The organism is Flaviaestuariibacter amylovorans (genome assembly GCF_039541815.1).
Classification (GTDB): domain Bacteria; phylum Bacteroidota; class Bacteroidia; order Chitinophagales; family Chitinophagaceae; genus Flavisolibacter; species Flavisolibacter amylovorans.
The window spans coordinates 182,660-208,281 of sequence record NZ_BAABGY010000006.1; the positions used below are offsets into that span (position 1 = coordinate 182,660).

The following is a 25,622-nucleotide window of genomic DNA, read 5'->3' on the forward strand; positions in this document are numbered from 1 at the left end:
CGGTGAACCGCTCTTTGCCGAGGCTGTTGCCGTGGTCCGGGTTGCGCGGCAAGGACTTATCTTGCTGCCGATGACCCACTTGACACAAGTGCTTTTCCCTTTGCTGCTGGCCGCCGGGCTCCCGGGCTGCCGCCCGGCGCAACCGCATGCGATGACCACCGACTCCACGAGCTCCTTGTCTGCCGAAGAGCGGCAGGCCGGCTTCCGCCCCCTCTTCGACGGCCGTACTACTACGGGCTGGCACAGCTATGGCCGCATGGAGGCCGGCGGGGCCTGGAAAGTGGCCGACGGCACACTCCACCTCGATCCGCGCGCGGCACAAAACGGCAAGCCCCTCCCTGGCGGCGACCTCGTCAGTGCCGGGACCTTTGCCAACTTCGACCTGCGCCTCGAATGGAAGATCGCAGCCGGCGGCAACAGCGGCATCATGTTCTACGTGCAGGAAGACAGCGCCCGCTACGCCTATCCCTGGCAAACGGGACCCGAAATGCAGGTGCTCGACAATGAGCGGCACCCCGACGGCAAGATCCGGTCGCACCGGGCCGGCGACCTCTACGACCTCGTGGTGGCACAGGAAGCGGCACGCCCGCCGGGGGAGTGGAACGAGGCCCGTATCGTTGCTCACAACGGCGACCTGCAATTCTTCCTCAACGGCATCGCGGTGCTCCGAACCACCCTCTGGAGCGATAAATGGCGCCGGCTGGTGGCCGGCAGCAAGTTCCGCGACATGCCCGGCTTCGGAACCTTCCGCTCGGGCCGCATCGCCCTTCAGGATCATGGCGACCCCGTGTGGTTCCGCAACATCCGCATCCGCACGCTATAGATCGAACCGGCTGGCCGCGCGTCGGCGAGCCGATCGAAAAAGGCCCTCCTGTTTGGAGGGCCTTTTTCGATTGGAAGAATTTTATTGAAGCGGGTAGACTTGCACGTAACTCACACTTGCTTGCCAGACAAGTGAACCTCATCCATATATGGCTGGTTGGCGCCAGCTAGTTTTTATACGGTTAGGCATTGTTGTGAAAGTTTAGCTGGGAGAATCGAAGATTTTTTTTAAACTTTGTTCAACATCTTGACATTTTCGCCCCGCGATTGTCAGTATAATTGGAAATTCACTTCTTAACCCGATCCTTTGACCTACTTCGCACAAAACCTGAGGCACCTGCGCAAGCGCTCCGCGAAAACGCAGGAGCAGCTCGGCCACGACATCCGGCTTGGACGCACCACGATCGCCAACTACGAAGCCGGCTTCTCGAGCCCCACCGACCCTGAGGTGCTGGTGCGCCTCGCGCAGGTGTTCGGCGTCAGCATCGACGAGCTCCTGACCCGCGACCTTGCCCATGCCTTCGGCGGTCCGCCGAACGGGTTTCCGCGGCCGGCGGTCCGTGCTTCCGCGCCCCCCGCCACGGGCACTAAAGAACGGGAGACCGCCGCGCCCCCGGCTACTCCCGTATCCATGGCCACGGTATCCTGCCGCGACGCCGCCTGGTACGCCGCGTACCGGCAGGACCCCGCCTGGCTGGCGGCGCTGCCGCAGTTTTCGATGCCTGGCCTTCCGCCCGGGAGCTACCGCGTGTTCGAGGTGGCGGACGACAGCATGGCCTCCCGTTTCCGTACGGGCGACCGGGTGATCTGCCGCGCCGTAGCAGGGCCCGGGGCCGTGTTGGACGGTCAGCCTTACCTGTTGCTCGCTGCCGGCCGCGAGTTGTTGCTCCGCCGGGTACTGAATCGCATCCCAGCCACCGGTTGCCTGCAGCTGATCGCCGATGCCCCCGGTACCGGCCTGCTCGAGCTGCGTCCGGCGGAGCTGCTGGAGCTCTGGCAGGTGCTATACGTACTTTCTTCGGAGCTGGCTCCCCCGGCCGACCAGGTAATCAGCAGGATCGCCGACCTCGAGCAACGGCTGCAGGCGCTCGTGCAGCGCGGCGGCACCGCCGGAACCCCTCATTCGTAACGAAAATCCACCCGCCGCGGTTGCGGCCACCATATGCGCCAACCCACCATCTTTTACGCCGAGGACGATCTCGATGATCTCTACCTCTTCCAGCTTGCCTTCGAGCGGGTGCCGGATATCCGGATCCGTCATTTCAGCAACGGTGCGGAGCTACTCGAGGCGCTTGCCGCTACCCCGGAAGCGGAATTGCCCCGGCTCATCGTGCTCGACCTCAATATGCCCCAGCTCGACGGCCGCGAAACGCTTGCCCTCCTCCGGCAAAATGCAGGCTATGCCGCCATCCCGGTGCTGTTGTTCACCACCTCCAACAGCGTCGAGGATCGCAGCTTCGCTAAACAGTGGAACGTCGATTTCCTGACGAAGCCGATTCTTTTCGAGGACCTCGAAGCGCTGGCCGTGCAGCTTGGCGATCGCTGCCGCTTCTAGCGTTTTGTTAATCGTAGAATAGCGGGTTTATCTCGCCGGGCTCTTGCCGCTGCGATAGCGATCCTCCGGTGGAACGAAATTCTATGTCGCACATCATGCCCGGAGCCCCCTTTGGATGAACCCGCGGCAGGCGCCTGGCCCTGCTCACGGTTCGAAGCGGGTTTCACGCAAAGGCGCAAAGGCGAAAAAAATCTAACACAAGCTGGTTTCTGTGCTTAACGAAACACTAATTCTAGGCGGAAGTTTGCCGGTGCTGGTATACAAAAAGAGAGACGCTCCTTGCTGAGGGAGCGTCTCTCTTTTGTTTTATGGGCAAGGCGCCGGGTGTGCTTAGTGTGCCTGGTATCCCGGGTTGTCGCTGCTGCCGGCGTTGCCGGAAGTGCCTGCGTTGCCGCCCTCGCTGCCGCTGCCGGTATTGGCACTCATGGTGGGGGTGCCGCCATTGCCACTGCCGGCGTTGCTGTTGCTATTGGCGTTATTGCTGTTGCTGCCGGAAGTGGCTGCAGCCGAAGCACCGCTACCCGTGGCGCCGTGTTTGGTCTCGATGTATTCCTTGAAGTTCATGACGTCCTGGCGGATGATGCGCTCGAAGACGGGGTTGAGGGCCTTGGCGATGCCTGCGCCGAGCTCACCGGCGGGGGCATGGTAGGAGATCACCACCTCGAGCTCCGTGCCCTGTCCGCCCAAAGCGTCGTGGAAGACCACCTTGCCGGCGTTGGAGATCGTGGCGTTGGGAATGGACTGCCAGCCGATGAGGTAGCCTTCCTCTTCTTTTACGATCTCGGCGTTCCACTTGATGCGGCCGATGCCGCCGGGGATGACGGCTTCCCAGTGGGAGTGCTTCTCGTCGATCTCGGTGACGGAGGCGAGGTGCTTCATGAAGAGGGGCAGGTTCTCCAGCTTGCGCCAGAAGCGGTAGACTTCATCCTTGGGCTTGTTCACGATGAGGTTCGTGCGGATGTTGATGGCCTGGGTACGCTCTACGTCGCGGGTCTTGCCGATGGTACTGTAAAGGGGACAGTGGCCGGAGGCGCCGCGGTACATGAGGTAACCGCCGATGGCCGTTTTCAGCAGCCCGTTTACGGGGTGGCGGAACAGGTTGCTGAGGCCGGAGGAAAGAAGGAAGGCGCCCATCGCGGTGCTGAACAGGCGCTCAGTCTGCCCGACGTTGACCACGCCGCTTTGTCCCTCTGTGGGCTGGAATTCATTGTCGGCATGCCAGCTGCCGTAGTTCTCGTTATTTGCCATAACTGCAGGGTTTGTTTAGATGAAGTGTTGCGGCAGTTTTTGCAAAACTTGTGCCCTCAGGCAGGGGCACCGCGCAGCGCCCGATTTGCCGGCTCCCCCGGGTGAATGAGGGGCAATTTCCCCAAGGGCGTTACGCGCCTCCTGGCGCGGGCAACCGTTTCGCGCAAAGGCGCTAACAGGGCAACGAGCGCAAATGAACTGCAACAGGCACGCATGCCCGTAAAACGAAAAGAGACGCACCGAGGGGGCGTCTCTTAAAGTATTTGCGTGCCTGGCTTTGGGCCGGCCTCCGCCGGCGGCGCGTGAAACTACTGCGCGAGGGCAGCCGTGGGCGCTGCTTCCGTGCGGCCCGGGTACACCTTGAGCGCGGCATCAAGACAATCCATAGCTGCCGAGAGGTCCTTTTGGTTCAGCACGTAGGCGAGGCGCACCTCGTTCTTGCCAAGACCGGGTGTACCGTAGAAACCCGTGGCCGGTGCGAGCATCACCGTATTGCCGTCTTTTTCAAACGACTCGAGCAGCCACTGGCAAAAGCGGTCGGAGTCGTCGATCGGCAGCCGCGCGATGGCATAGAAGGCGCCGCCGGGGTTGGGGCAGAACACACCGTCGATGGCGTTGAGCCGACGCACCAGCAGGTCGCGGCGGGCCATGTATTCGGCTTTGGGGGCGTCGAAATAGGCTTCGGGCAGGTCTACGGCGGCCTCACCCAGGATCTGGGCCAGCCCCGGGGGGGAAAGGCGTGCCTGCGCAAACTTCATGGCCGCTGCCAGAACGTTCTTGTTCTTGGTCACGAAAGCGCCGAGGCGGGCGCCGCAGGCGCTGTAGCGCTTGCTTACCGTGTCCATCAGCACCACGTGCTCGTCCATGCCTTCGAGGTGGAGGGCCGAGATGTAGGCGCCATCGTAGCAGAACTCGCGGTAGGCCTCGTCGGAGAAGAGGTACAGGTTGTGCTTCAGGCAGATGGTCTTGAGCGCTTCCATCTCTTCGCGGCTATAGAGGTAGCCGGTGGGGTTATTGGGATTGCAGACGATGATGGCGCGCGTCTTTTCCGTGATCACCGTCTCGAAGTCGGAGATGGGCGGAAGGGCGAAGCCGTTCTCGATGCGGGCCGTGATGGGCACCACCGTTACGCCGGCAGCCACCGCAAACCCGTTGTAGTTGGCATAATAAGGCTCCGGCACGATCACCTCGTCGCCGGGGTTGAGGCAGGTGAAGAAGCCGAACTGGATGGCCTCGGAGCCGCCCGTGGTGATGATGATCTCTTCGGGGGTTACGTTGATGCCTACTTTTTTATAATACTGCGTCAGCTTGCGGCGGTAGCTCTCGTTGCCGGCGCTGTGGCTGTATTCGAGCACGGTGATGTCGGCATTGCGCACCGCATCGAGGATGGCGGGCGGGGTCTCCACGTCGGGCTGCCCGATATTGAGGTGGAACACGTGCACGCCCTTCTTCTTGGCGGCTTCCGCATAGGGTACGAGCTTGCGTATGGGGGAGGGCGGCATCTGCTGGCCGCGCTGGGAGATTTGAAGCATGCCGCAAAGCTAGGGAACAGCGGAACAAGGAACAAGGAATGTCGGACCGCAAAAGGGAAACCAGAAGAAGGAGAAGAAGTGTTTTTTTTACCGCTAAGAAAAGAAGGGGCTAAGGTTTTCGCTAAGGAGAGAAGGTCTATTTGTTTATTGGTAAGTCGTGTCCGGCGAAACATTCCTTATCGTACTGGAAAATCTTACCCGGCCTGGAGGCCGGCAGGTGCGCAGCCTGACCGGCCAACAGCAATCATCCGCGTTAATCGTATCAATTCCGTATCATCTGCGTTCCTTCTCTCCGGATGCCCGCACGGTACTCCCAAACCTCTTTGCAAGGGCGGCACCTGCCTTCTTCTTTCCCCTGTTCCTTATTCCCTGTTTTCCCGAAATAAGAAGCCCCGCACTACTGCGGGGCTCCACTTCGGTATTCAATATTCTTTATTCACTATTCGATATTCCTCAGGCCTTGGCTTTCACCTTGGTCTTGGAATTTTCGGTCTTCACCTTGGTCTTTACTTCACCAGCGGGCTTCACGGCCGGCTTGGCGCTCGTGGCAGACTTGTCGAAGGAAGCGGCATCCACTACTTCACCGTTGATCTTTACGTTCTTGGGGGCGCTCACGCCGGCCAGCTTGATGTACACGTCCTTGTTGAACGCACCCATGGCAGCGGCGTTGTAGGCTACCTTCACCTTCGTGGTTTGACCGGGCGCGATGGGCTCTTTCGGAACCTCGGGCGTGGTGCAGCCGCAGGAGCCCCAGGCATTCTCGATCACTACGGGCTTGTCGGAGATATTGGTCACCTCGAAGTAGGTCGTTACGGGCACGCCCTGCTTGATCTTGCCGAAGGAATAAGCTTCGGTGTTTACCTTGATCACTTCTTCGGCCTTTTTGTCTTGCGCATTACCGGCGAGGCTACCCACCAGTACGGCAGCCAAAAGGAGGAGTTTTCTCATCTTATTGTATTTGTTGTTTTAAAAATTGAACAGAAGCATTGGCGGGAGCGGCACCGGCAGGCGCCTTCCAGACCTCACCCTTGATCTTGATGATTTTCGTCTGGTTTCCGTTGTATGTAACCGTAATAAATTTTTCGAAGGGACCTTCCGCGGCGGCATTATACCCCACCTTGATCCGGGACGGCGCGCCGGCGGCCATCGGCTCCTTGCTCCACTCGGGCGTGGTGCAGCCGCAGGAGGCCGACACATTGTCGAGCTTCATGGGAGCGGAGCCCGTGTTCTGCACCTCGAACTCATGGTATACCGGCTTCCCCTGGGGGATCTTGCCAAAGTTGTATTCCGTTTCCTTCAGCTGCAGCACCTCGGTCTGGGCCTGGAGCGCCGAAAAGGAAAGCAGGAATGCAAAAAGGACGGTCAGTCTTTTCATAAATCAGCGTTGTCCCTTCAAAAATAAGACAATCCGCCAAAACCCGGCAGCCGTTTCGACGCTTTAGCTTTTTTTAAAGGTGGCGGCCGGAACCTTATTTTTGCCTCATGGAACATACATACGAAGAGGTAGGGCCGTCGGCTGAAGGATTGTCCTTCGAGCGCTTCCGCGACGCCGTGCTGGAGGATTACCGCTGGGTGGTGCTGAGCCGCGAGACAAGCCTGCTCGGCCGTAAGGAAGTGCTGACCGGGAAAGCCAAGTTCGGCATCTTCGGCGACGGCAAGGAGGTGGCCCAGGTGGCCATGGCCAAGTTCTTCCGCCCCGGCGACTTCCGCTCCGGCTATTACCGCGACCAGACCTTTATGTTCGCGTCGGGCCTCGCCACCGTGCAGCAGTTCTTCGCCCAGCTTTATGCCGACCCCAACATCGAGCACGACCCCTTTTCGGCCGGCCGCCAGATGAACGCCCACTTCGCTACGCGCTGGGTAGGGGAAGAAGGGGAGTGGCTCGACCTCGTCAACCGCAAGAATATCTCCTCCGATATCGCGCCCACCGCCGGCCAGATGGTCCGCGGCCTCGGCCTCGCCTTTGCCTCCAAGTGCTTCCGCAACATCCCCGGCCTCGCCGGCGAAACGGGCCTTTCCGACAAGGGCAATGAGGTCTGCTTCACCACCATCGGCGATGCCTCCACCTCCGAAGGCCATTTCTGGGAAACCATCAACGCTGCCGGCGTGCTCCAGGTGCCCCTCGCCGTGTTCGTGTGGGACGACGGCTACGGCATCTCCGTTCCGAAGAAATACCAGACCACCAAGGCCTCCATCTCCGATGTGCTCGAGGGCTTCCAGCAGCAGGACGGCACCAACGGCTTCCGCATCTTCAAGGTGAAGGCCTGGGATTACGCGGCGCTTTGCGAGACCTTCGAGGAAGGCATCCGCATTGCCCGCGAAACGCATACCCCCGTACTCTTCCACGTAGAAGAGGTGACGCAGCCCCAGGGGCACTCCACCTCCGGCTCGCACGAGCGCTATAAAACGCCCGAGCGCCTCGAGTGGGAGCGCCAGTGGGATGGCCTCGTAAAGATGCGGGAGTGGATCATCGCCAACGCCCTGGCCGAAGAATCCGAGCTCGAAGAAATCGAGACCGCCGTTCGCGAAGAGGTGCGCCAAAGCAAGCAAGCCGCCTGGGACGGCTACCTCGCCCCGATAAAGCAGCAGGTGACCCGCGCTACCGACCTGCTGCAGGACGTAGCCGCCAAGATCCCCGCCGCCGCCGACAAGCTGCAGGGTCTGTCGAAAGAGCTGTCCGGACTTCGCGAGCCGCTCCGCCGCGACGTGCTCCGCGTGCTGCGGGCCGCCCTCGCCCTCGCCGGCAACCACGATGCCGCTTTCTGGCTCCGCGACTATTACAACGACCTGAAGAAAGAGAACACGTCGCTGTACAATACGTATTTATACAACGAGGGCCCGAAGAGCGCCCTGAAGGTTCCCGAGGTGAAGGCCGACTTTGCGGCAGACGCCCCGACGCTCAACGGCTTCGAGGTGCTCAACAACTACTTCGACCAGCTATTTGCTTCGAATCCAAAAACGGTGGCCTTCGGTGAGGACCTCGGTTACATCGGCGACGTGAACCAAGGCTTCTCGGGTCTGCAGGCCAAATACGGCGAGAGCCGCATCTTCGACACCGGCATCCGCGAGCTCACCATCATGGGCCAGGGCCTCGGCCTCGCCATGCGCGGCCTGCGCCCCATCGCCGAGATCCAGTACCTCGACTACCTGCTCTACGGCCTTCAGCCGCTCTCCGACGATGTGGCCACGCTGCACTACCGCACCAAGGGCCAGCAAAGCTGTCCCCTCATCGTGCGCACGCGCGGGCACCGCCTCGAGGGCATCTGGCACAGCGGCTCGCCCATGGGCATGGTCATCAACTCGCTCCGCGGCATGCACGTGTGCGTGCCCCGCAACATGACGCAGGCCGTAGGCATGTACAACACGCTCCTGCGCGCCAACGATCCCGGCATCGTGGTGGAATGCCTCAACGGCTACCGCCTGAAGGAGAAGCTGCCGGCCAACCTGCTCGACTACACCGTGCCGCTCGGTATCCCCGAGGTGGTGCGCGCCGGCTCCGATATCACGCTCGTGACCTACGGCTCCACGCTCCGCGTGGTGCTCGAGGCCGCGCAACTCCTCGAGCAGCAGGGCGTGAGCTGCGAGGTGGTGGACGTGCAGACGCTCCTTCCCTTCGACATCAACCACAAGATCCTCGACTCGCTGAAGAAAACGAACCGCATCGCTTTCATCGACGAAGACGTGCCCGGCGGCGCCGCGGCCTACATGTTCAACAAGGTGATGGAAGAGCAGGGCGGCTACCGCTGGCTCGACGCTTCCCCGCGCACCATCACGGCGAAGGCCCACCGCCCCGCCTACGGCTCCGACGGCGACTATTTCTCGAAGCCGAACCCCGAGGAGATCCTCGAGAACGTGCTGGAGATGATGGCAGAGTGAGGACGTGAATCGTGAATCGTCAATCGTGAATAGACGGCCGCCGTGGGGCGTGCTGGCTTACGCCATATTCAAAGCCGGAAAGCGCCGCTTCCCGGCTTTTTTCATGATCTTCGGTACACGAAAGAAATGGCCGGTCACAAACGACCCATTCACGATTGACGATTCACGATGCATTACAGCCAGTTCCTCTCCCTCATCGACATCCTGGGTACGGCCACGTTCGCCATATCGGGTGCGTTTTCGGCCATGGAGCGGAAGCTCGATCCGTTCGGGGTGCTCATCATCGCCTTTGTGACGGCCATCGGCGGAGGCACGCTCCGCGACATCCTCGTGGGCAACCTGCCGGTGGGCTGGCTCACCAACGAAACGGCCATCCTCGTCATCTTCAGCGCCGCGATCGCAACGATGTTCTTCGGCGCATACCTGAAGCACCTGCAAACCGCTTTCTTCCTGTTCGATGCGCTCGGCATCGGGCTCTTCACCATCATCGGCCTCGAGATCGGGATGCAGAAAGGCTTCAGCGCCTCCATCTGCATCGCGCTCGGCACCATGTCGGCCTGCTTCGGCGGCGTGCTCCGCGACGTGCTGCTCAACCGCGTGCCCCTCATCTTCCGCCGCGAGATCTACGCGCTCGCCTGCATCGCCGGCGGCACTGCCTACTACTTTCTCCGCAAGACCCCGCTGAATGAGGACGTTTCCAAGATCGCCTGCATCGGCCTCATCTTCGCCATCCGCTGGATCGCCGTGCGCTACCGGCTCTCGCTTCCCCGTTTCTACAAGGACGAGCAACTGAACGGGTAGAGGCGGTGCCGCCGGGGATGGGGCGAGCTCCTGTTTTTTATCGTATTCTTACGGGTGCCGGTTTTGGGGAAAAAACCTTAACTTGTTTTTCTACACCAAAACCATCCTCCATGATCCGGGTTCTGCTCCTGTTCCTGCTCGCGCTTAGCCTTTCCATGCCCGCCGGGGCCCAGGCCTCCTTTGCCGACAAGGTGCAGGCCTGGAAGATCCAGTTCCCCAAACGCGATGTGGTGGCCCATGTATTCAAGGAAGTCGTCGAATTCCAGCTCAACCCCGCGCCGAAGCCGGGCGAGGGAAAGGTGCAGGCCCGGGTCACCTCCGAGATCCAGCTGGTGCCGCTGAAGGACTTCATGAAGTTCGAAGATGGACTCTTTTACTACGACGAGCTCCAGATCGAAGGTCTGAAGGCCACGAGCGCCGAAGGAAAGAACGTGGCGGTGGACAAGCTGTGCGGCTCCTATCAGGAGGATAACATCTTCCACAGTGATATGAAGCTGTGCGTGGTGCGCTTTCCGCTTGCCGAGAAAGGCAAGCCGTTCACCTACACCTATACCGAGCACTACCGCGACGTCAAGTTCCTGACCTCGGTTTACTTCAATCAACACTTGCCCGCTGTGGAGCGCCTCATCGAGTTCCGCATCCCGGCCTGGCTCGATGTGGACCTGCGGGAGTTCAACTTCGCCGGTGCGCCCATCGAAAAGGCCACCCGCAAGGAAGGCGACCTCACGGTCGCCACGTTCCGTATGAAGGACGTGCCCGCCAGCCCGCGCGAGGGGCACGCGCCCAGCCGCGCCCACAGCATGCCGCACCTGGTCTGCGTGAGCAAGGCCGTTACCGCGAACGGCGCCCGGCAGCCGCTCTTCGAAAGCGTGAAAGACCTTTATGGCTGGTACAGCAGCGTGTGCGCAGAGATCGGCAACCGCCCCGAGGAGTTGAAGGAGCGGGTAACGGCCCTTACCGCCGGAAAGAAGACCGACCTGGAAAAAGTCGAAGCGATCTTCTACTGGGTACAGGACAACATCCGCTACATCGCCTTCGAGGACGGCATCATGGGCTTCAAGCCCGACGCCGCTCAGAACGTGCTGCAGAAGAAATACGGCGATTGCAAGGGAAAAGCAAACCTGCTGAAGGAAATGCTGAAGCTCGCCGGCTTCGACGCACGCCTTACCTGGATCGGCACCTCGGACCTCCCATACGACTACACGCTGCCTTCGCTCGCCGTGGACAACCACATGATCTGCACGGTGATCGTCGGCGGGAAGAAATACTATCTCGACGGCACCGAGTACTACATGGCCCTTAACGACTATGCGCAGCGTATCCAGGGTAAGCAGGTGCTCATCGAGGACGGTAAGAACTACATCATCGAAAAGGTGCCCGAGTTCCCCGCCGATCACAACAAGGTGAAGCTTTCCGAAAAGCTTGCCATCGACGGGGTAGCCCTCAGCGGATCGAGCGCCATCGAGTACAACGGTGAGTCGAAGAGCATGCTCCAGAGCGTGTATGCCACCATCCGCAACGACAAGAAAGAGGATGCCCTGGGCAACTACCTCCGCAAGGGCAACGACAATGTGGTGGTCGCCAACATGAAGAACTCCGACGTCACCGAGCGCCAGAAGCCCCTGCAGGTAAGCTACACGGTGAAAACCAGCAACCAGGTGACCCGCACCGGCAACGAGCTGTACGTGGGACTCGATTGGGATAAGGATTTCGGCGACCTCGAGATGCCGGCAGACCGGCTTTCGGACTACGAGTTCAGTCAGAAGTACCACTATACCGTTCAAAAGGAGCTGCAGCTTCCGGAAGGCTACAAGGTGGATTACCTGCCCGCGGCACTGAAGAAGGCCGGCCCCGGTTGCTCTTTCGAGGGCAGCTACAGCAGCAAGGGCAGGACCATCGTGTACACCAAGACGATCGTCATCAGCAAGCCGATCCTGCGCAAGGCCGACTTCCCGGCCTGGAATGCGTTCCTTTCCGATGTCAACAAATTCTACAACGAACAGGTCGTATTGACCAAGTAACCTCCAAATACTACTGTATGTACCGTAGCCTTTTGCTTTTTTGCCTCGGCGCCTTGCTGTGCCGGCCTGCCCTGGCGCAGGCACCGGAGCTCGGCGTCACCGTCGAGGAAGAATTCAAGAACTCCACCGTACCCGACAAATGGAAGAACGAGAGTGCCGTGATCCTCGGCTCGAAGGTCGAATACCTCTTTTCGCGCCCGGGTGGCCGCAATCCCTACGCGGTGCGCATCAACGAGTACGTGCACAAGCGGGTGCGCTTGCAGGACAAGGCGGCGCTCGAAAAGTTCTCCACGTTCTATTACGTTACGATGGGCGCCGAGGGCAAGGCCACCTACCAGGTCATCAAGGCCGGCGGCCAGGCAGTGGATGTAGACATGAAAAGCGCGCTTGAAGACGAGCAGGAGGTGCCGGCAATTTACCGCCCGATCTATTACAAGATGAGCGTGAAGAAGATGAAGATCGCGATCCCCAACCTCGAGGTCGGCGACATCATCGACTACACGATCCGCTCCACCATGGACTGGGATATGAAGACGAACGGCATCCAGTTCGTACCCTTTATCTTTTCGCTTTCCAACAATTACCCGACGCTCTATCAGCAATACCGCTTCACCATGGCCAACGGCATGAAGGTGCGCTACCGTGCCTTCAACGGGGCACCCAATATGCGCTACGACCCGAAGGCTTCCGTGTATGGCGACAAGAACTCCTACCTGAGCTACTACTTTCTCGACAAGGATCGCGAAAAGAGCGTGGAGGAGCGCTGGAGCTACGAGCTGCGCAGCATGCCCAGCGTGAAGTTCCGCGTGGTGCTGCTCGCCGACAACGACCCCGACTCGAAAGGCCTCGGCGAAGCCATGGTGGACCGCTCGGGGCTCAACATCGAGGATGTCTACAAGGCCTATGCGGGTGCCGCGATGTACACGACGCCCACGGTGAATACGCTCGTGGCCTACACTACCGAATACATCAATGCCAAGCGCGCCGAAGGTGCCCTCAAGAACGAGGATGATATCGTAAAGGAAACCTACTACTGCCTGCGCAAGGCGTTCCTGGAAATGTATTACAAAGGACCGGTGCACTCGGAGCTCGAAAAATACTTCAGCGGGCGCCGCGTGTACCGGCAGGTACTGAAGCAGGAGAAAAAAGAGGCCGGTAAGAAAGAGGAGCGCGAGGACGAGATCCGGATGAACATCGTGACCTTCTCCACGGCCCTGCGCAGCGCCCTCGCCGTGCAGCGCCTGCCGGCAGAGCTCTACGTGTACGTGCCGCGGAAGCTCGGCGCCTGGCGCGACGCTATCTTCATGGAGGAACTCGACTTCGTGATGAAGGTAAAAGGCCGACGCAAATACTATTACCTCGAGGCATTCAACAACTTCGATGCCTTTGGTACCCCGCGCAGCTACCTCGAAAGCGTGGAAGGCTACAGCATCGGCTACGAGCAGGCCAACTCCTATTACCGCACCACGGTACCCGCCTCGGCCCCCGACGACAACTTCGAGCGCAAGGAGTTCGCGATCGCCTTTTCCGATGCCCTCGATGCGGTCAACGTGGAGCGCACCAGCTCCTACCTCGGCGCCGAAAAATCCGACGTCATCGCCCAGGCCAACCTCGACCGCGAGTACCTGAACCGCGACTTCCAGAAATACTTCGTGGCTTCCAAAAAGAAGGACGCCTCGCCGGAGCCCCCGCGCTACGACGACCCGGACAAGGAGTTGCGCATCAAAGACCGGAAGGAGATCTTCGAGAAGACGCTGAAGAGCGAATTCGACGTGGATCAGTACGGCGACTTCGTGCTGCTGCAGGACGGTCGCTCCGGGGATACCTCGCTGTTGCAGTTCCGGGAAAGCTTCCGCCTCAGGAAAATGATCAGCAAGGCCGGGCGCAATTTCCTGTTCGACATCGGCAAGCTGATCGGCGGGCAGATCAAGCTCGAGGAATCGGAGCTTAAGGAGCGCCAGACAGACATTTACCTTTCCACGGCCCGCAGCATCGAGAACAACATCTCCATTACGATCCCCGCCGGGTATTCGGTAGAGGGCCTGCAGGAGCTGAACGTTTCGGTCGACAACGAAAGCGGCACGTTCGTGAGCACCGCCAAGGTGGAGGACAACAAGCTGCTGGTGACCACCCGCAAGGTGTACAAAAAGAACTTTGATCCGAAAGCGAACTGGCCCAACTATGTAGCCTTCCTGGAGCCGGCCTATAAATTCAGCCAGGCCAAGGTGGTGTTCAAGAAAAAGCCCTGATGACGCCTTTGGTGTAACGCGAAGCCCCGGCAACAATGCCGGGGCTTTTTGCAGCGGCCGTCCGCCCCTTAAATTCGTTGTATGAAACTCCCCTTATACCAGGTCGATGCCTTTGCCGAGAGCGTCTTCAAAGGCAACCCCGCCGCCGTGCTGCCCCTCACCGAATGGCTCGACACGGAGCTGATGCAACAGATCGCGATGGAGAACAACCTCAGCGAGACGGTCTTCTTCGTGAAGAACGAGGACGCTACCGGCGGGCTCGAAGCGTCGTACCACATCCGCTGGTTCACGCCGGAGTACGAGATCGACCTTTGCGGCCACGCCACGCTGGCATCGGCCTACGTCATCAAGAATTTTCTCGAGCCACACGTGCACGAGATCCACTTCACCACGGAAAAGGTGGGTCCGCTGAAAGCGTCGGCGCACGACGGACAGTATACGCTCGACTTCCCGGCGCGCATGCCCGAGCCCTGCGACGTGCCCAAAGGCCTGCTCGAGAGCTTAGGTATTTCTACGGCCGTGGAAGTGCTGCGCTCGCGCGACTACTTCGTGGTGCTCCCCGACGAGGACGCGGTGCGCAACGTGGAGCCGGATTACACCATCATGAAGGACCTCGATACGATCGGTGTGATTGTAACCGCGAAGGGCCGCGACACCGACACCGTTTCGCGCTGCTTCTATCCAGGAGCCGGCATCCCTGAAGATCCCGTCACCGGATCGGCCCACTGCAACATTGTTCCTTACTGGGCCCAGAAGCTGTCGGCCACGAAGCTGCACTGCCGCCAGCTCTCGCCCCGCGGCGGCGATCTCTGGTGCAGCCTCGAGGGCGGCCGTGTGCTCATGACCGGCAAGTGCGCCCTGTTTATGACCGGGGAGATCCACCTGGGGTAGGAGCGAACGAACGCAGATAAAGCGGATATGACGGATGTACACGGATTGATCCGTTCTGATCTGCCGAATCGGTACAATCCGTGTTCTTTCTCTACTCCAGGAAACGCGCTCTTACCTCGGGTGTCGGGATCATGCACTGGTCCATTTTTCCGAACCACTTGTAGCGGTTTTGCGCGATGAAGTCGTAAATGGCGTCGCGGAAGGGGCGGGGCACCACCCAGAGCACGCGGGCCTCCTGCAGCCACCAGGGCAGGTAGCGCAGCAGGCGGATGGCCGCGCCCGATTTCGTATAGGTCTTGCCGCCATCGATCAGTACAAAAGAATTGAAGTTTTCTGTCGACAAGCGGTGCTCCTTCAGGAGGCGCTGCCCGGCGGCCGACTGCAGCGGCGCAAACCGGATCCGGCCTTTCTTATCCAGCCGTATCGTACGGTTGACCATTCCGTTGCAGTAATTGCAAACCCCATCGAAGAGTACTACCGGGTGCTCCATCCTGCAAGTTATCTCAGATCTGTGATCTCGGATCTGGGATCTGTCGCATAGCGACGGAACAATCTGAGATCTGTGATGGCGGATCTGGGATCTGGAGCAAAGCGACGCAATTGTTTTAGAGCTGATCCCGGATTATTTAGGTCGGGGCACAAAAAACGGATCGCGTAGCGATCCGTTTTTTACATCTTACATCTAAGATCTGAGATCTGAGATCCTATTGCAGGTTATGGAACACCTTCTGCACGTCCTCGTCCTGCTCGAGCTTGTCGACAAGCTTCAGCAGGTCCTGGGCCTTTTCCTCGTCGAGCTCGACCGTCGTGGTGGGGATCCACTCGAGCTCGGCGCTGATAGGGTTGATGCCTTTCTCTTCGAGGCCCTTCTGCAGGTTGCCGAAGTCGGCAAAGGCGCAGCGCAGCACGAGCACCTCTTCGCCGTTCTCACCGGTGCCCTCACCCAGCTCCTCGAGGCCGAAGTCGATGAGCTCGAGCTCGAGGTCTTCCTGGCTGAGGCCTTCGGGCTTCAGCTTGAACACACCCATCTTCTTGAACTGGAAGGCCACGGAGCCGGAGTTGCCCAGCGCGCCGCCGCCCTTGTTGAAGATGGACTTTACGTTGGCCACGGTGCGCACGTGGTTGTCGGTAGCCGTTTCCACGAGGATGGCCACGCCATGGGGGCCGTAGCCTTCGTAGAGGATCTCGTCGTAGTTCACCAGCTCCTTACCCTGGGCACGCTTGATGGCCGCTTCCACGCGGTCCTTCGGCATGCCCACGCTGCGGGCGTTCTGGAAGCAGCGGCGCAGGGCCGCGTTGGTGCCCGGGTCGGAGCCACCGGCCTTTACGGCAATGATGATCTCCTTACCAATCCGGGTAAAGTTCTTGGCCATCTTGTCCCAGCGGGCGAACATGGCGGACTTGCGTACTTCGAATATGCGACCCATAGAATGAGTTTGACGTTTGTTGTTTGAGATTTGTGGTTCGACTACGCTCACCATGACAAAGGCATTTGTCACCCTGAGCTTGTCGAAGGGTAGCGTAGGCGGGCAAATTTACAGGTTCCCGTTAAGAAAAAAGCCGCCCGGGAGGCGGCTTTTCTATGCGGTGCAGGACGGTTACGGGCGGTTGCGCTCGAAGTCGTCGGCCGTGGGCAGGAAGTTGGCCGGGGGCACATTGCGCAGCGTGCTGCGTTTCTTGCTGTAGGCGAAGTACACCACGAGACCGAGCAGCATCCAGAAGAAGGCTACCACGAGGGTGCGCGTATCGATCGCCACGATCATGCCGGTGCAGATGAGGGCGCCAAGCACGGAAACAACGGGAGCCGCCGGCGTTTTGAAGGGGCGCGCCATATTGGGCTCCTTCTTGCGCAGGATCAGCACACCAAGGCTTACCAGCACGAAGGCGAACAGGGTACCGAAGGAGGTCAGGTCACCCGCAACGTCGCCGGGAACGAAGGCGGCGAAGAGGCCCACGAATACGAACAGGATCCAGTTGGCCTTGTAGGGCGTCTTGTACTTGGGATGCAGGTCGCCGAAGGCTTTCGGGATGAGTCCGTCGTTCGACATCGTGTAGAAGATGCGGCTCTGGCCCATCAGCATCACGAGGATCACCGAGGAGAAGCCCGCGAGGATCGCCACCGTAACGGCCGTGGACAGCCAGCCGAAGCCGGTCATGTACTGTGAGATGGCGTAGGCTACCGAAGCTTCGCTGCCCTTGGTGGGGTCAACGAAATCGCGCCAGGGCGCTACACCGGTAAGTACGTGGCCGAAAAGGATGTAGAGGATGGTACACACCACGAGGGAGCCGAGGATACCGATGGGCATGTCGCGCTTCGGGTTCTTGGCTTCCTGGGCGGCCGTAGATACCGCGTCGAAGCCGATGAAGGCGAAGAACACGATGGCCGCGCCACCGAGTACGCCGCCCCACCCGTGCTTGAACACGCCTTCATAGCTGTTGAGCACCTTGCCGGCGTTGTCGACCACCGGGGGCGTGCCTTCGGGAATCAGGTAGGGCGTGTGGTTCTCGGGGCGGATGAACTGCCAGCCGAGCACAATGAAGAGGATCACGATGGCCACCTTGATGAATACGATGATACCGTTGACCACGGCGCTTTCCTGGGTACCCTTGATGAGGAGGAGCGTCAGGAGGAGGAGGATGATGAGGGCCGGGGCGTTGATGATGCCGCGGTGGGCCACGCCAGCGGCGTCGGTGATGCTTTCGAAGGGGGAGTGCGACCATTCGTATGGTATCCCGCCGTCCAAAAGCTTGTTCAGGTATTCACTCCAGGCAATCGAAACGGTGGCGGCACCGAGGGCGTACTCCATGATGAGGGCCCAGCCGATGATCCAGGCCACGAGCTCGCCCATCGTCACATAAGAATAGGCGTAGGCCGAACCGGCGATGGGGATCATCGAGGCGAACTCGGCGTAGCAAAGTCCGGCGAAGGCACAGCCGATGGCGGCGATGATGAAGGAGATCGTTACGGCCGGACCCGCTGCCTGTCCGGCGGCGGCTGCCGTGCGCACGAAAAGACCGGCACCGATGATGGCCCCGATACCGAGGGCTACGAGGTTGCCTGCGCCGAGGGTTCGCTTCAGGCCTTTCTCATTGTCGGCCGCCTGCGCCAGCACCTGGTCCAGAGGCTTCTTGATAAATAAACTCATAAACAATGGTTGTTGAGAAAAAATTTGGGTCGTAAAATAAGACATTAATTCATAAACGGCCCGCGATGTTTTCCACGAGCGGGTGTAGCCGCCATGCAATTAAAGTTTCGCGGCACCCGGTTTTTTTCCGATTTTCGGCGCTCCGAATGCGTGTATATGAATAAAGGAAGCCGGCTGACATTATATATTATTCTTGCGATGATCCTGGGGATCGCCACGGGAGCCCTCGTTCATTACCAGGCCGGGGCCGGTTTTAAAACCTCTTTTGCGACGAACGTAAAGTTGCTCAGCACCATCTTCATCCGCCTCGTGCAGATGATCATCGCGCCGCTCGTGTTCTCGACGCTGGTGGTCGGCATCGCCAAGCTGGGCGACCTTAAGGCAGTAGGCCGCGTGGGCGGCAAGGCCATCCTGTGGTTCATCACGGCCTCGCTGGCATCGCTGCTGCTGGGTATGGTGCTGGTCAACTACTTTGAGCCCGGCGCATTGATCAAGGGGCTCGAGCGCGACGACGCCGGGCTGGCCGACCTCGCCACGAAGGGAAAGAGCTTCTCGCTGCAGAATTTCGTGGAGCACGTGATTCCGAAAAGCTTTATCGAGGCCATGGCTACCAACGAGATCCTGCAGATCGTGGTCTTCTCGATCTTCTTCGGCGTGGCCGCCGCTGCCATCGGCGACTATGCGAAGCCGGTGGTGTACGCCCTCGAGCGGGTATCGCACATCGTGCTGAAGATCGTCAACTATGTGATGAACTTCGCACCCCTCGGCGTTTTCGGCGCCATTGCAGCCGTAGTTGCATCGCGCGGGTTCAAGATCTTCGAGTTTTACGCCAACTACTTCCTCTACTTTATTATCGGCATCGTGCTGCTTTGGATGCTCCTCCTCGGCGTGGGATACCTGATCCTCGGCAACCGGATGAAGGAGCTGATGCGCCGCATCTCGTCGCCGCTGCTCGTGGCCTTTTCCACTACGTCGTCGGAAGCCGTGTTCCCGAAGCTGACCGAGGAGCTCGAGCGCTTCGGCTGCCGCGACCGCATCGTCGCCTTCGTGCTGCCGCTCGGCTACTCCTTCAACCTCGACGGCTCCATGATGTATATGACCTTCGCCTCGCTGGCCATCGCGCAGGCCTATGGCATCCAGATGCCGATGGGCGAGCAGCTGACGATGCTGCTGGTGCTGATGCTGACGAGCAAGGGCGTAGCGGGCGTGCCCCGGGCCTCGCTCGTAGTGGTGCTCGCCACCTGTGCCATGTTTAACATTCCGCCGGAAGGCGTTGCCCTTATCTTGCCCATCGATCACTTCTGCGACATGTTCCGTACGGCCACCAACGTAGTGGGCAACTCGATCGCCACCTCCGTGGTGAGCAAGTGGGAAGGAGAGCTCGGCGAATAACCCACCCAACCCTTCCAATGGGAGGGAGTACGGTCCGTAACTTTGCAAACCGTTTGGTCTTCTGCCTTCAGAACCACAGAACCTTCAAAACCTTAAGAACCCTCTACCGTAATGCTCCACGACCTGATTACCTGGATCATCGAGAACGGCGGCTTGTATATCCTGCTGTTCGTTGTCTTTGCCGAATGCGGCCTGCTGGTCGGCTTTTTCCTGCCGGGCGACTCGCTCCTGTTTGCTTCCGGAATTTATATTGGAAACTTTTGTAAAGAGATCGGCGACGATACAGAAGCGCCTTGGAAGATCGCGCTGATCCTCCTGCTCGTGACCGTTGCGTCCATCCTCGGCAACCTCGTAGGCTACTGGTTCGGCTACAAGACCGGCCCCATGATCTACGAGCGTAAGGAGACCTGGCTGTTCCGCAAGAAACACCTGATGCGCGCCCAGGAATTCTACCTGAAGAACGGCAAGGGCACCATCTTCCTGGCTAAGTTCCTTCCCGTCATCCGCACCTTCGCACCCATCATCGCCGGCATCGTACGCATGGACCGCAGCACCTTCCTGCTGTATAACATCCTTGGTTCTATTGCCTGGGTGTGCTCGATGATGCTCGGTGGCTACTTCCTGCAAGACTGGGTAATGAACCGATTCGGCTTCAGCCTGAAGGAGCACATCGAGATGATCGCCCTCATCATCATCCTCGTCACCACGCTTCCGGTGATCTGGAAGCTGTTCTTCGCCAAGAAGCACGTAGTGCCGAAAGACGAAAACGACTCCAACGCCGTTCTGTGATGCCCCGCAAGGAAACGCCCCTCTTCAGCCTCGCGCTCATCGTAGCCGCCCTCGGCTACTTTGTCGACATCTACGATCTGCTGCTCTTCACCATCGTACGCGAGCCCTCGCTGGTTGGCATCGGTGTGGATAAGAACAACGCCCGGGAGATGCTCACCGCCTCCACGAAGATCATCAACTGGCAGATGCTGGGCCTGCTTATCGGCGGCATCGTGTGGGGCATCATGGGCGACAAGAAAGGCCGCCTCAGCGTGCTCTTCGGGTCGATCCTGCTCTATTCGGTGGCCAACTTCCTGACCGGCTTCGTGCAGACCGTTGACCAGTATGCCACCGCACGCTTCGTGGCGGGCCTCGGCCTCGCCGGCGAGCTGGGCGCAGGCATCACGCTCGTGAGCGAGCTCCTTCCGAAGGAAAAGCGCGGCATCGGCACCTCGCTCGTGGCCGGCATCGGGCTCTTCGGCGCAGTGGGCGCTTATTTCACGTTCGAGTTCACCAATGAGAACTGGCGCCTCTGCTACCAGATCGGCGGCGGCCTGGGCATCCTGCTGCTCCTGCTGCGGATCAAAGTGGCCGAAAGCGGTATGTTCCATGAAGTAAAGGCCAGCAACGTATCGCGCGGCAACATGCTGATGTTCATCAACGACCGCCGGCGCTTCCGCAAATACGCCCTGGCCATCCTCATCGGGTTGCCTACGTGGTACGTGATCGGTGTGCTGGTGAACCTGAGCAACCGCTTTGCCGGGGAGCTGTACGGCACCAACGCCATCGTAAGCGGCCGCGCCATCATGTGGGCCTACGTGGGCATCGCCCTCGGCGACATCGGTATCGGCTTCGTGAGCCAGGCCTTCCGCAGCCGCAAAAAAGCGCTTTACCTGTTTTACGCCCTCACTATCCTCGGTGGCGTCCTCTTCTTCAGTTCCTGGAACAACAGCGACTTCCGGATGTACCTCGTGTGCGGCTACCTCGGCTTCAGCACGGGCTTCTGGGCCATCTTCGTAACGATGGGCGCGGAGCAGTTCGGCACCAACCTGCGGGCCACCGCCGCCACCACCATTCCCAACATGGTACGCGGTGCACTGCCCCTCATCAACCTCATGTTCAAGGACCTCTTCCAGGACTCCTGGGGCTGGGCCCTGCTGCAGTCGGCCATCGTTACCGGCATCCTCGTGATGGCCATCACCCTCGTCGCCGCTTACTTCACCGAAGAAACCTTTCACAAGGACCTCAATTACGTGGAGGAATGATCTCGGATCTCAGATGTGTGATCTCAGATCGCGGATCTCGGATCTCAAATTTCCGATTTCAGATTTCCGATTTCAGATTTCAAGCAACCGCATAAGGTACCGCGTTTCTGGATTGATTCGCCGCAGAAAGAAAATTTCCTCCTGAAGGAAAACCCGCGCTTTAGGCGGCCCATACAAATAGACCAATAAACCAATAGACCAATAAACCTGTTAACTTGCGCCCATGATCAGCGCTACCTGTAACCGCATCTTTCAGCAGAGCATCGACGATTACCACCTGGCCGACCACGTAGACACGCCGGTGCGGAATCCCTATGCGAAAGATTCGCTGGAGCACCTGCTCTACGTCAAGAACTGGATCGATACGGTGCAGTGGCACCTCGAAGACATCATCCGCAACCCCGCCATCGACCCGGTGGAGGCCCTGGCTATCAAGCGCCGCATCGACGCCTCCAACCAGGAGCGCACCGACATGGTGGAGTATATCGACAGCTGGTTCCTGCAGCAGCACAGCGCCGTTACGCCGCAGCCCGGCGCCAGCATCAACACCGAAAGCCCCGCCTGGGCCGTCGACCGCCTCTCCATCCTGGCACTCAAGATCTACCACATGCAGGTCGAGGCCACGCGTGCCGAAGCTTCCGACGAGCACCGCAGCAAAGCTCAGGAAAAGCTGAACGTGCTGCTCGAGCAGCGCACCGACCTGTCGTCGGCCATCGATCAGCTGCTCGAAGACATCGCCGCCGGCCGCAAGTTCATGAAGGTGTACAAGCAGATGAAGATGTACAACGACGAAAGCCTGAACCCGGTGCTCTACCAGCAAAAAAACAAATAGCGTGGGGGCGCGGCCGCACCTGCTCGTGTTTCGCTTTTCCTCGCTCGGCGACGTGGCGATGACCGTGCCCGTGATCCAACTCCTGCTGCAGCAACACCCGGGTCTGGAAGTGACGTTCGTGTCTACCGGCTTCGTACGTCCGCTCTTTGCCGGCATGGGCCGCGTGCACTTCGTGGCAGCCGACCTGAACGGAGCGCACAAAGGGGTGGCGGGGCTCTACCGGCTCTTCCGCGAGCTGCGCGCCACCCATACGTTCACCGGCATTGCCGACCTGCACAACGTGCTCCGCACCAAGATCCTCCGCTCGTTCTTCCGCTTCACGCTCGTTCCGGCGGCGGCTGTTGATAAAGGGCGCGCCGAAAAGAAGGAGCTCACCCGCGCGCACAACAAGGAGCTCCGCCCGCTGAAGCCGATGCACCAGCGCTACGCCGATGTATTCGGCGCACTCGGCTACGACGTGGACCTTTCGGCTGCCTATCCCTTCCGGGAAACCGCCGTTCCATCCCACATGCAGCAAGGCCGCGCAGCCGGCATCCGCTTTATCGGCGTGGCTCCGTTCGCTGCCTATCGGGAGAAGACCTATCCGCCCGAGCTGATGGCCGAAGTACTCCGCCTCCTCTGTTCTGATGAACGCAACCGCATCTTCCTCTTCGGCGGTAAGGGCGATGCGGCGCAGTTCGAGGAATGGCAAGGCGCGATCCCGCGCGTCTATAACCTGGCAGGTAAGATGTCGTTTGGCGAGGAGCTCGGGCATATCGGTTCGCTCGACGTCATGATCTCGATGGACTCGGCCAATATGCACCTTGCTTCTCTTTACGGCGTGCCCGTGGTGTCCGTCTGGGGCGGCACCCATCCCTGGCTCGGTTTCTACGGCTGGCGGCAGGATCCTGCCAACGCGGTGCAGATCGGGCTGCCCTGCCGCCCTTCTTCCGTATTCGGCAACAAGGATTGTCCTAACGACCGCGCCTGTATGCGGGGCATTGCACCGTTGCTGGTGGCGGAGCGCGTGCAGGAGCTCCTGCGGCGGAAGGGCTGACGCAAAGGCGTCGATGGTATTGCCGGCCTCTTCGTATTTTGATGCCGGTACCATCACTCAACCGATATCATCCATGAAGGTTTTGTTCATCCGCTTCGGCGCCATCGGCAACCTGGTGCTCACCACACCTGTGCTGCGCTGCTTCAGGAAGAAGTTTCCCGACGCCGAGCTGTACTACGTGTTGCTGAAAGAACACCGTGCGGTGCTGGAGCCGAACCCTTATCTCTCCCGACTGTATTTCTACGAGCAGGGGAATGCCTTCGCCACTTCCCTCCGCGATGCCGGCTTCGATCATGTGGTGGATCTGCAGCACGACGAGGCCTCCCGGCTGCTCACCGGGGCCATCGGCGTGGAGCCGCTGCGGGTGCCCGCGCGCAACTGGCAACACCGGTTGTTCACGAGCCTGAGGTGGAACCTGCTTCCGCGCGAGCACCAGGTAGACCGCAACTTTGCGGCGGTGGCGCCCTTCGGTGTTGCGAACGATGGCGAAGGCCTCGACTTTTTCATTCCGCGCGAAGCCGAAGTGCCGATGCGCGATATCCCCACGTCGCACCAGTTGGGCTACCTCGCCCTCGTAATCGGCGCCTCGAAGTATACCAAGCGGCTGCCGGTAGCGCACTTGAAAGCCTTATGTGCCCGTATCGGCCACCCGATCATTTTGCTCGGCGGCCCGGAGGAGGCAGCTCGTGGCGAGGAGATCAGGAGCGTGGACCCCATCAAAATATATAATGCCTGCGGCAAGTTCTCCCTCCACGAAAGTGCCGACCTGCTGCGGCGCGCGAAGCTGGTGATCACCCACGACACGGGGCTGATGCATATCGCGGCCGCGTTGAAGAAGCCGATCCTGTCGGTATGGGGTTCTACGGTACCGGCGCAGGGCATGAGCCCTTACTATGGCACTCGCGTCCTCGAGCGCAACCCCGCACCCTCAGTGGAGTCGGGTGTGAAGCTGTGGTGCCGCCCCTGCACCCGCACCGGCCGCGACCGCTGCCCGCTCGGCCACTTCAAGTGCATGAACCGGCAGGATATGGAGCAGCTCGCCCGCATGGCCGAGGAGCGGCTATGGAAGAAAGAGTGAGCGAATGGGGTAATGGGGTAATGGGGTAATGGGGTAATGTGCTGATGGGGTAATGGAAGGAAGGCACGCAGCCCCGAAGCTTCGGGGTGTATGATTGAAACGATGGCCGCAGATGGATCATTCTTGCACAATTCCGCCCAGCGCCGCTGTCTGTATGATTGACCGGTACGATTTCATCGAAGGAAACCGTCTGTCACAAAGCAGGTGTGTGCTTCCTATGTAGGCGCTCAGGCATTTTCAGCTCCAAGTAATGATCCGAACATGAGACAGGGGTACACGGAGTCACCCCTTCCCTGTGGACAACCGAGCGAAGGCGAAGGTTGCGCGTGTAGCGCTGGCCGGGGATGGGTCAAAATTCGAACTCTTTCACTGAAGGGTGGTGCATCAGCGTTTTCGTGAAGCGGTTGTGGTTTTTTTCCGAGCCCATCACCACCCAGGTGCCGATGATGCTGTCGCCCTTGCGGGTGCGCTTGATCCGCTTGTAGCGAAGGCTGCATTCTTCAAACAGGTTCTCGTATTCCTTTAACAGGTCTTCCTTGTATTCACTTACGATCCGGTAGGTGTGCGTCTGATTCACCTGGTCGATCCAGCGCTCGAGCGGTGTGAGCACCATCAGCGCGCCGAGGGCCACTCCCGTAGAAATGAGCACGAGGGTATAGGCGCCGTCGGCGATCCCCATGCCCAGTGCCGCCGTGACCCAGATGGTGGCGGCTGTAGTAATACCGTTGATCCGGTTGTCGGCCTTGAAGATGACCCCGGCACCGAGGAAGCCGATGCCGGTGACGATGTTGGAGGCGATGCGGTCGTCGGTGCTGTGGGTGAGGGTCATGGAGATGCTCGTGAAGATCCAGGAGCCGAGGCAAATGAGGATCATGGTGCGGAAGCCGGCCGATTTGCTGCGGTATTCCCGCTCGGCACCAATCACGCCCCCCACCAGGATCACGAGCCCTAGTTGCTCCAGTATGTGTAGCCAGGATTGCATAGCAGACTAATGCCGCCTGTTGCAAATCAAGGGCCAAGGGGGAGATCTCAGATCCCGGATCGCGGATCTGAAATCTTGCTGACGCAAGCGGGAGTGCCGGACAACGTCATTGCGAGCGAGCCTGTCCT

22 protein-coding genes are annotated in these 25,622 nt (G+C 59.9%); 14 read left to right on the forward strand and 8 right to left on the reverse strand.

Features of this window, described 5'->3' with window-relative positions; genetic code table 11:
* The first annotated feature begins 70 nt into the window (after positions 1-70).
* From ABD937_RS06980 to ABD937_RS06990, 3 genes are all read left to right on the forward strand, one after another.
* Positions 71-823, forward strand: coding sequence for a 3-keto-disaccharide hydrolase (locus ABD937_RS06980; RefSeq protein ID WP_345254580.1), 753 nt, complete (start codon positions 71-73; stop codon positions 821-823).
* Positions 824-1,129: 306 nt separating this feature from the next.
* Complete coding sequence (locus tag ABD937_RS06985) at positions 1,130-1,951, forward strand: XRE family transcriptional regulator (protein ID WP_345254582.1); 822 nt, start codon at positions 1,130-1,132, stop codon at positions 1,949-1,951.
* Between the two features lie 33 nt (positions 1,952-1,984).
* Positions 1,985-2,377, forward strand: coding sequence for a response regulator (locus ABD937_RS06990; RefSeq protein WP_345254584.1), 393 nt, complete (start codon positions 1,985-1,987; stop codon positions 2,375-2,377).
* Positions 2,378-2,707: 330 nt separating this feature from the next.
* On the opposite strand, the gene ABD937_RS06995 is transcribed toward ABD937_RS06990, so the two are convergent.
* The 4 genes from ABD937_RS06995 to ABD937_RS07010 all read right to left on the reverse strand — a co-directional run bounded on the left by ABD937_RS06995 (position 2,708) and on the right by ABD937_RS07010 (position 6,532).
* On the reverse strand, positions 2,708-3,625 hold the full coding sequence (locus ABD937_RS06995) for an SRPBCC family protein (protein WP_345254586.1): 918 nt from the start codon (positions 3,623-3,625) through the stop codon (positions 2,708-2,710).
* A 308-nt stretch (positions 3,626-3,933) separates the two neighbouring features.
* Positions 3,934-5,157 carry a pyridoxal phosphate-dependent aminotransferase gene (locus tag ABD937_RS07000; RefSeq protein WP_345254588.1) on the reverse strand — a complete coding sequence of 408 codons (1,224 nt, stop codon included), beginning with the start codon at positions 5,155-5,157 and terminating at the stop codon, positions 3,934-3,936.
* Positions 5,158-5,610: 453 nt separating this feature from the next.
* Positions 5,611-6,105, reverse strand: a complete 495-nt coding sequence (locus ABD937_RS07005; protein WP_345254590.1) for a DUF1573 domain-containing protein — start codon at positions 6,103-6,105, stop codon at positions 5,611-5,613.
* Between the two features lies 1 nt (position 6,106).
* A complete protein-coding gene (locus tag ABD937_RS07010) occupies positions 6,107-6,532 on the reverse strand; it encodes a DUF1573 domain-containing protein (RefSeq protein ID WP_345254592.1) in 426 nt (141 codons plus the stop codon).
* Positions 6,533-6,639: 107 nt separating this feature from the next.
* Here ABD937_RS07010 and ABD937_RS07015 point away from each other — a divergent pair, with 107 nt between their 5' ends.
* The 5 genes from ABD937_RS07015 (at position 6,640) to ABD937_RS07035 (ending at position 14,995) form a co-directional block, all read left to right on the forward strand.
* Entirely contained in the window at positions 6,640-9,033 is a 2,394-nt protein-coding gene (locus ABD937_RS07015; RefSeq protein WP_345254594.1) for an alpha-ketoacid dehydrogenase subunit alpha/beta, read from the forward strand.
* Between the two features lie 168 nt (positions 9,034-9,201).
* Entirely contained in the window at positions 9,202-9,834 is a 633-nt protein-coding gene (locus ABD937_RS07020; protein ID WP_345254596.1) for a trimeric intracellular cation channel family protein, read from the forward strand.
* A 110-nt stretch (positions 9,835-9,944) separates the two neighbouring features.
* Positions 9,945-11,855, forward strand: coding sequence for a transglutaminase-like domain-containing protein (locus tag ABD937_RS07025; protein ID WP_345254598.1), 1,911 nt, complete (start codon positions 9,945-9,947; stop codon positions 11,853-11,855).
* A 17-nt stretch (positions 11,856-11,872) separates the two neighbouring features.
* On the forward strand, positions 11,873-14,104 hold the full coding sequence (locus ABD937_RS07030; RefSeq protein WP_345254600.1) for a DUF3857 domain-containing protein: 2,232 nt from the start codon (positions 11,873-11,875) through the stop codon (positions 14,102-14,104).
* Positions 14,105-14,185: 81 nt separating this feature from the next.
* On the forward strand, positions 14,186-14,995 hold the full coding sequence (locus ABD937_RS07035; protein ID WP_345254602.1) for a PhzF family phenazine biosynthesis protein: 810 nt from the start codon (positions 14,186-14,188) through the stop codon (positions 14,993-14,995).
* 91 nt (positions 14,996-15,086) lie between these two features.
* Here the strand turns inward: ABD937_RS07035 and ABD937_RS07040 are convergent, their stop codons facing one another.
* The 3 genes from ABD937_RS07040 to ABD937_RS07050 form a co-directional block, all read right to left on the reverse strand.
* Positions 15,087-15,485, reverse strand: a complete 399-nt coding sequence (locus tag ABD937_RS07040; RefSeq protein WP_345254605.1) for a thiol-disulfide oxidoreductase DCC family protein — start codon at positions 15,483-15,485, stop codon at positions 15,087-15,089.
* Between the two features lie 214 nt (positions 15,486-15,699).
* Positions 15,700-16,422 carry a YebC/PmpR family DNA-binding transcriptional regulator gene (locus ABD937_RS07045; RefSeq protein ID WP_345254607.1) on the reverse strand — a complete coding sequence of 241 codons (723 nt, stop codon included), beginning with the start codon at positions 16,420-16,422 and terminating at the stop codon, positions 15,700-15,702.
* A 171-nt stretch (positions 16,423-16,593) separates the two neighbouring features.
* A complete protein-coding gene (locus ABD937_RS07050; protein ID WP_345254609.1) occupies positions 16,594-18,141 on the reverse strand; it encodes an amino acid permease in 1,548 nt (515 codons plus the stop codon).
* A 156-nt stretch (positions 18,142-18,297) separates the two neighbouring features.
* On the opposite strand from ABD937_RS07050, the gene ABD937_RS07055 reads away from it, so the two are divergent.
* From ABD937_RS07055 to ABD937_RS07080, 6 genes are all read left to right on the forward strand, one after another.
* The gene (locus tag ABD937_RS07055; protein ID WP_345254611.1) at positions 18,298-19,533 is read left to right on the forward strand and encodes a dicarboxylate/amino acid:cation symporter; all 1,236 of its coding nucleotides are present in this window, start codon (positions 18,298-18,300) and stop codon (positions 19,531-19,533) included.
* 111 nt (positions 19,534-19,644) lie between these two features.
* Entirely contained in the window at positions 19,645-20,322 is a 678-nt protein-coding gene (locus tag ABD937_RS07060; protein WP_345254613.1) for a DedA family protein, read from the forward strand.
* Positions 20,322-21,566 (forward strand): MFS transporter, encoded by a 1,245-nt coding sequence (locus tag ABD937_RS07065; protein WP_345254615.1) that lies wholly within the window; start codon positions 20,322-20,324, stop codon positions 21,564-21,566. Before ABD937_RS07060 ends, ABD937_RS07065 begins: the two co-directional genes overlap by 1 nt.
* Positions 21,567-21,789: 223 nt before the next feature.
* Positions 21,790-22,398, forward strand: coding sequence for a DUF4254 domain-containing protein (locus tag ABD937_RS07070; protein ID WP_345254617.1), 609 nt, complete (start codon positions 21,790-21,792; stop codon positions 22,396-22,398).
* Position 22,399: 1 nt separating this feature from the next.
* Positions 22,400-23,434: a glycosyltransferase family 9 protein gene (locus ABD937_RS07075; protein ID WP_345254619.1), complete on the forward strand. Its 1,035-nt coding sequence runs from the start codon at positions 22,400-22,402 to the stop codon at positions 23,432-23,434.
* A 73-nt stretch (positions 23,435-23,507) separates the two neighbouring features.
* Positions 23,508-24,512: a glycosyltransferase family 9 protein gene (locus tag ABD937_RS07080; RefSeq protein WP_345254621.1), complete on the forward strand. Its 1,005-nt coding sequence runs from the start codon at positions 23,508-23,510 to the stop codon at positions 24,510-24,512.
* 349 nt (positions 24,513-24,861) lie between these two features.
* On the opposite strand, the gene ABD937_RS07085 is transcribed toward ABD937_RS07080, so the two are convergent.
* Positions 24,862-25,494 (reverse strand): MgtC/SapB family protein, encoded by a 633-nt coding sequence (locus ABD937_RS07085; protein WP_345254623.1) that lies wholly within the window; start codon positions 25,492-25,494, stop codon positions 24,862-24,864.
* Positions 25,495-25,622 lie beyond the last annotated feature (128 nt).

Excerpts from the sequence above, each read along its gene's own strand:
- ABD937_RS06980 (WP_345254580.1), top strand. The coding sequence starts at position 71 with ATGACCCACTTGACACAAGTGCTTTTCCCTTTGCTGCTGGCCGCCGGG.
- ABD937_RS06990 (WP_345254584.1), top strand. The coding sequence starts at position 1,985 with ATGCGCCAACCCACCATCTTTTACGCCGAGGACGATCTCGATGATCTC.
- ABD937_RS06995 (WP_345254586.1), bottom strand. The coding sequence starts at position 3,625 with ATGGCAAATAACGAGAACTACGGCAGCTGGCATGCCGACAATGAATTC.
- ABD937_RS07000 (WP_345254588.1), bottom strand. The coding sequence starts at position 5,157 with ATGCTTCAAATCTCCCAGCGCGGCCAGCAGATGCCGCCCTCCCCCATA.
- ABD937_RS07005 (WP_345254590.1), bottom strand. The coding sequence starts at position 6,105 with ATGAGAAAACTCCTCCTTTTGGCTGCCGTACTGGTGGGTAGCCTCGCC.
- ABD937_RS07010 (WP_345254592.1), bottom strand. The coding sequence starts at position 6,532 with ATGAAAAGACTGACCGTCCTTTTTGCATTCCTGCTTTCCTTTTCGGCG.
- ABD937_RS07015 (WP_345254594.1), top strand. The coding sequence starts at position 6,640 with ATGGAACATACATACGAAGAGGTAGGGCCGTCGGCTGAAGGATTGTCC.
- ABD937_RS07020 (WP_345254596.1), top strand. The coding sequence starts at position 9,202 with ATGCATTACAGCCAGTTCCTCTCCCTCATCGACATCCTGGGTACGGCC.
- ABD937_RS07025 (WP_345254598.1), top strand. The coding sequence starts at position 9,945 with ATGATCCGGGTTCTGCTCCTGTTCCTGCTCGCGCTTAGCCTTTCCATG.
- ABD937_RS07030 (WP_345254600.1), top strand. The coding sequence starts at position 11,873 with ATGTACCGTAGCCTTTTGCTTTTTTGCCTCGGCGCCTTGCTGTGCCGG.
- ABD937_RS07035 (WP_345254602.1), top strand. The coding sequence starts at position 14,186 with ATGAAACTCCCCTTATACCAGGTCGATGCCTTTGCCGAGAGCGTCTTC.
- ABD937_RS07040 (WP_345254605.1), bottom strand. The coding sequence starts at position 15,485 with ATGGAGCACCCGGTAGTACTCTTCGATGGGGTTTGCAATTACTGCAAC.
- ABD937_RS07045 (WP_345254607.1), bottom strand. The coding sequence starts at position 16,422 with ATGGGTCGCATATTCGAAGTACGCAAGTCCGCCATGTTCGCCCGCTGG.
- ABD937_RS07050 (WP_345254609.1), bottom strand. The coding sequence starts at position 18,141 with ATGAGTTTATTTATCAAGAAGCCTCTGGACCAGGTGCTGGCGCAGGCG.
- ABD937_RS07055 (WP_345254611.1), top strand. The coding sequence starts at position 18,298 with ATGAATAAAGGAAGCCGGCTGACATTATATATTATTCTTGCGATGATC.
- ABD937_RS07060 (WP_345254613.1), top strand. The coding sequence starts at position 19,645 with ATGCTCCACGACCTGATTACCTGGATCATCGAGAACGGCGGCTTGTAT.
- ABD937_RS07065 (WP_345254615.1), top strand. The coding sequence starts at position 20,322 with ATGCCCCGCAAGGAAACGCCCCTCTTCAGCCTCGCGCTCATCGTAGCC.
- ABD937_RS07070 (WP_345254617.1), top strand. The coding sequence starts at position 21,790 with ATGATCAGCGCTACCTGTAACCGCATCTTTCAGCAGAGCATCGACGAT.
- ABD937_RS07080 (WP_345254621.1), top strand. The coding sequence starts at position 23,508 with ATGAAGGTTTTGTTCATCCGCTTCGGCGCCATCGGCAACCTGGTGCTC.
- ABD937_RS07085 (WP_345254623.1), bottom strand. The coding sequence starts at position 25,494 with ATGCAATCCTGGCTACACATACTGGAGCAACTAGGGCTCGTGATCCTG.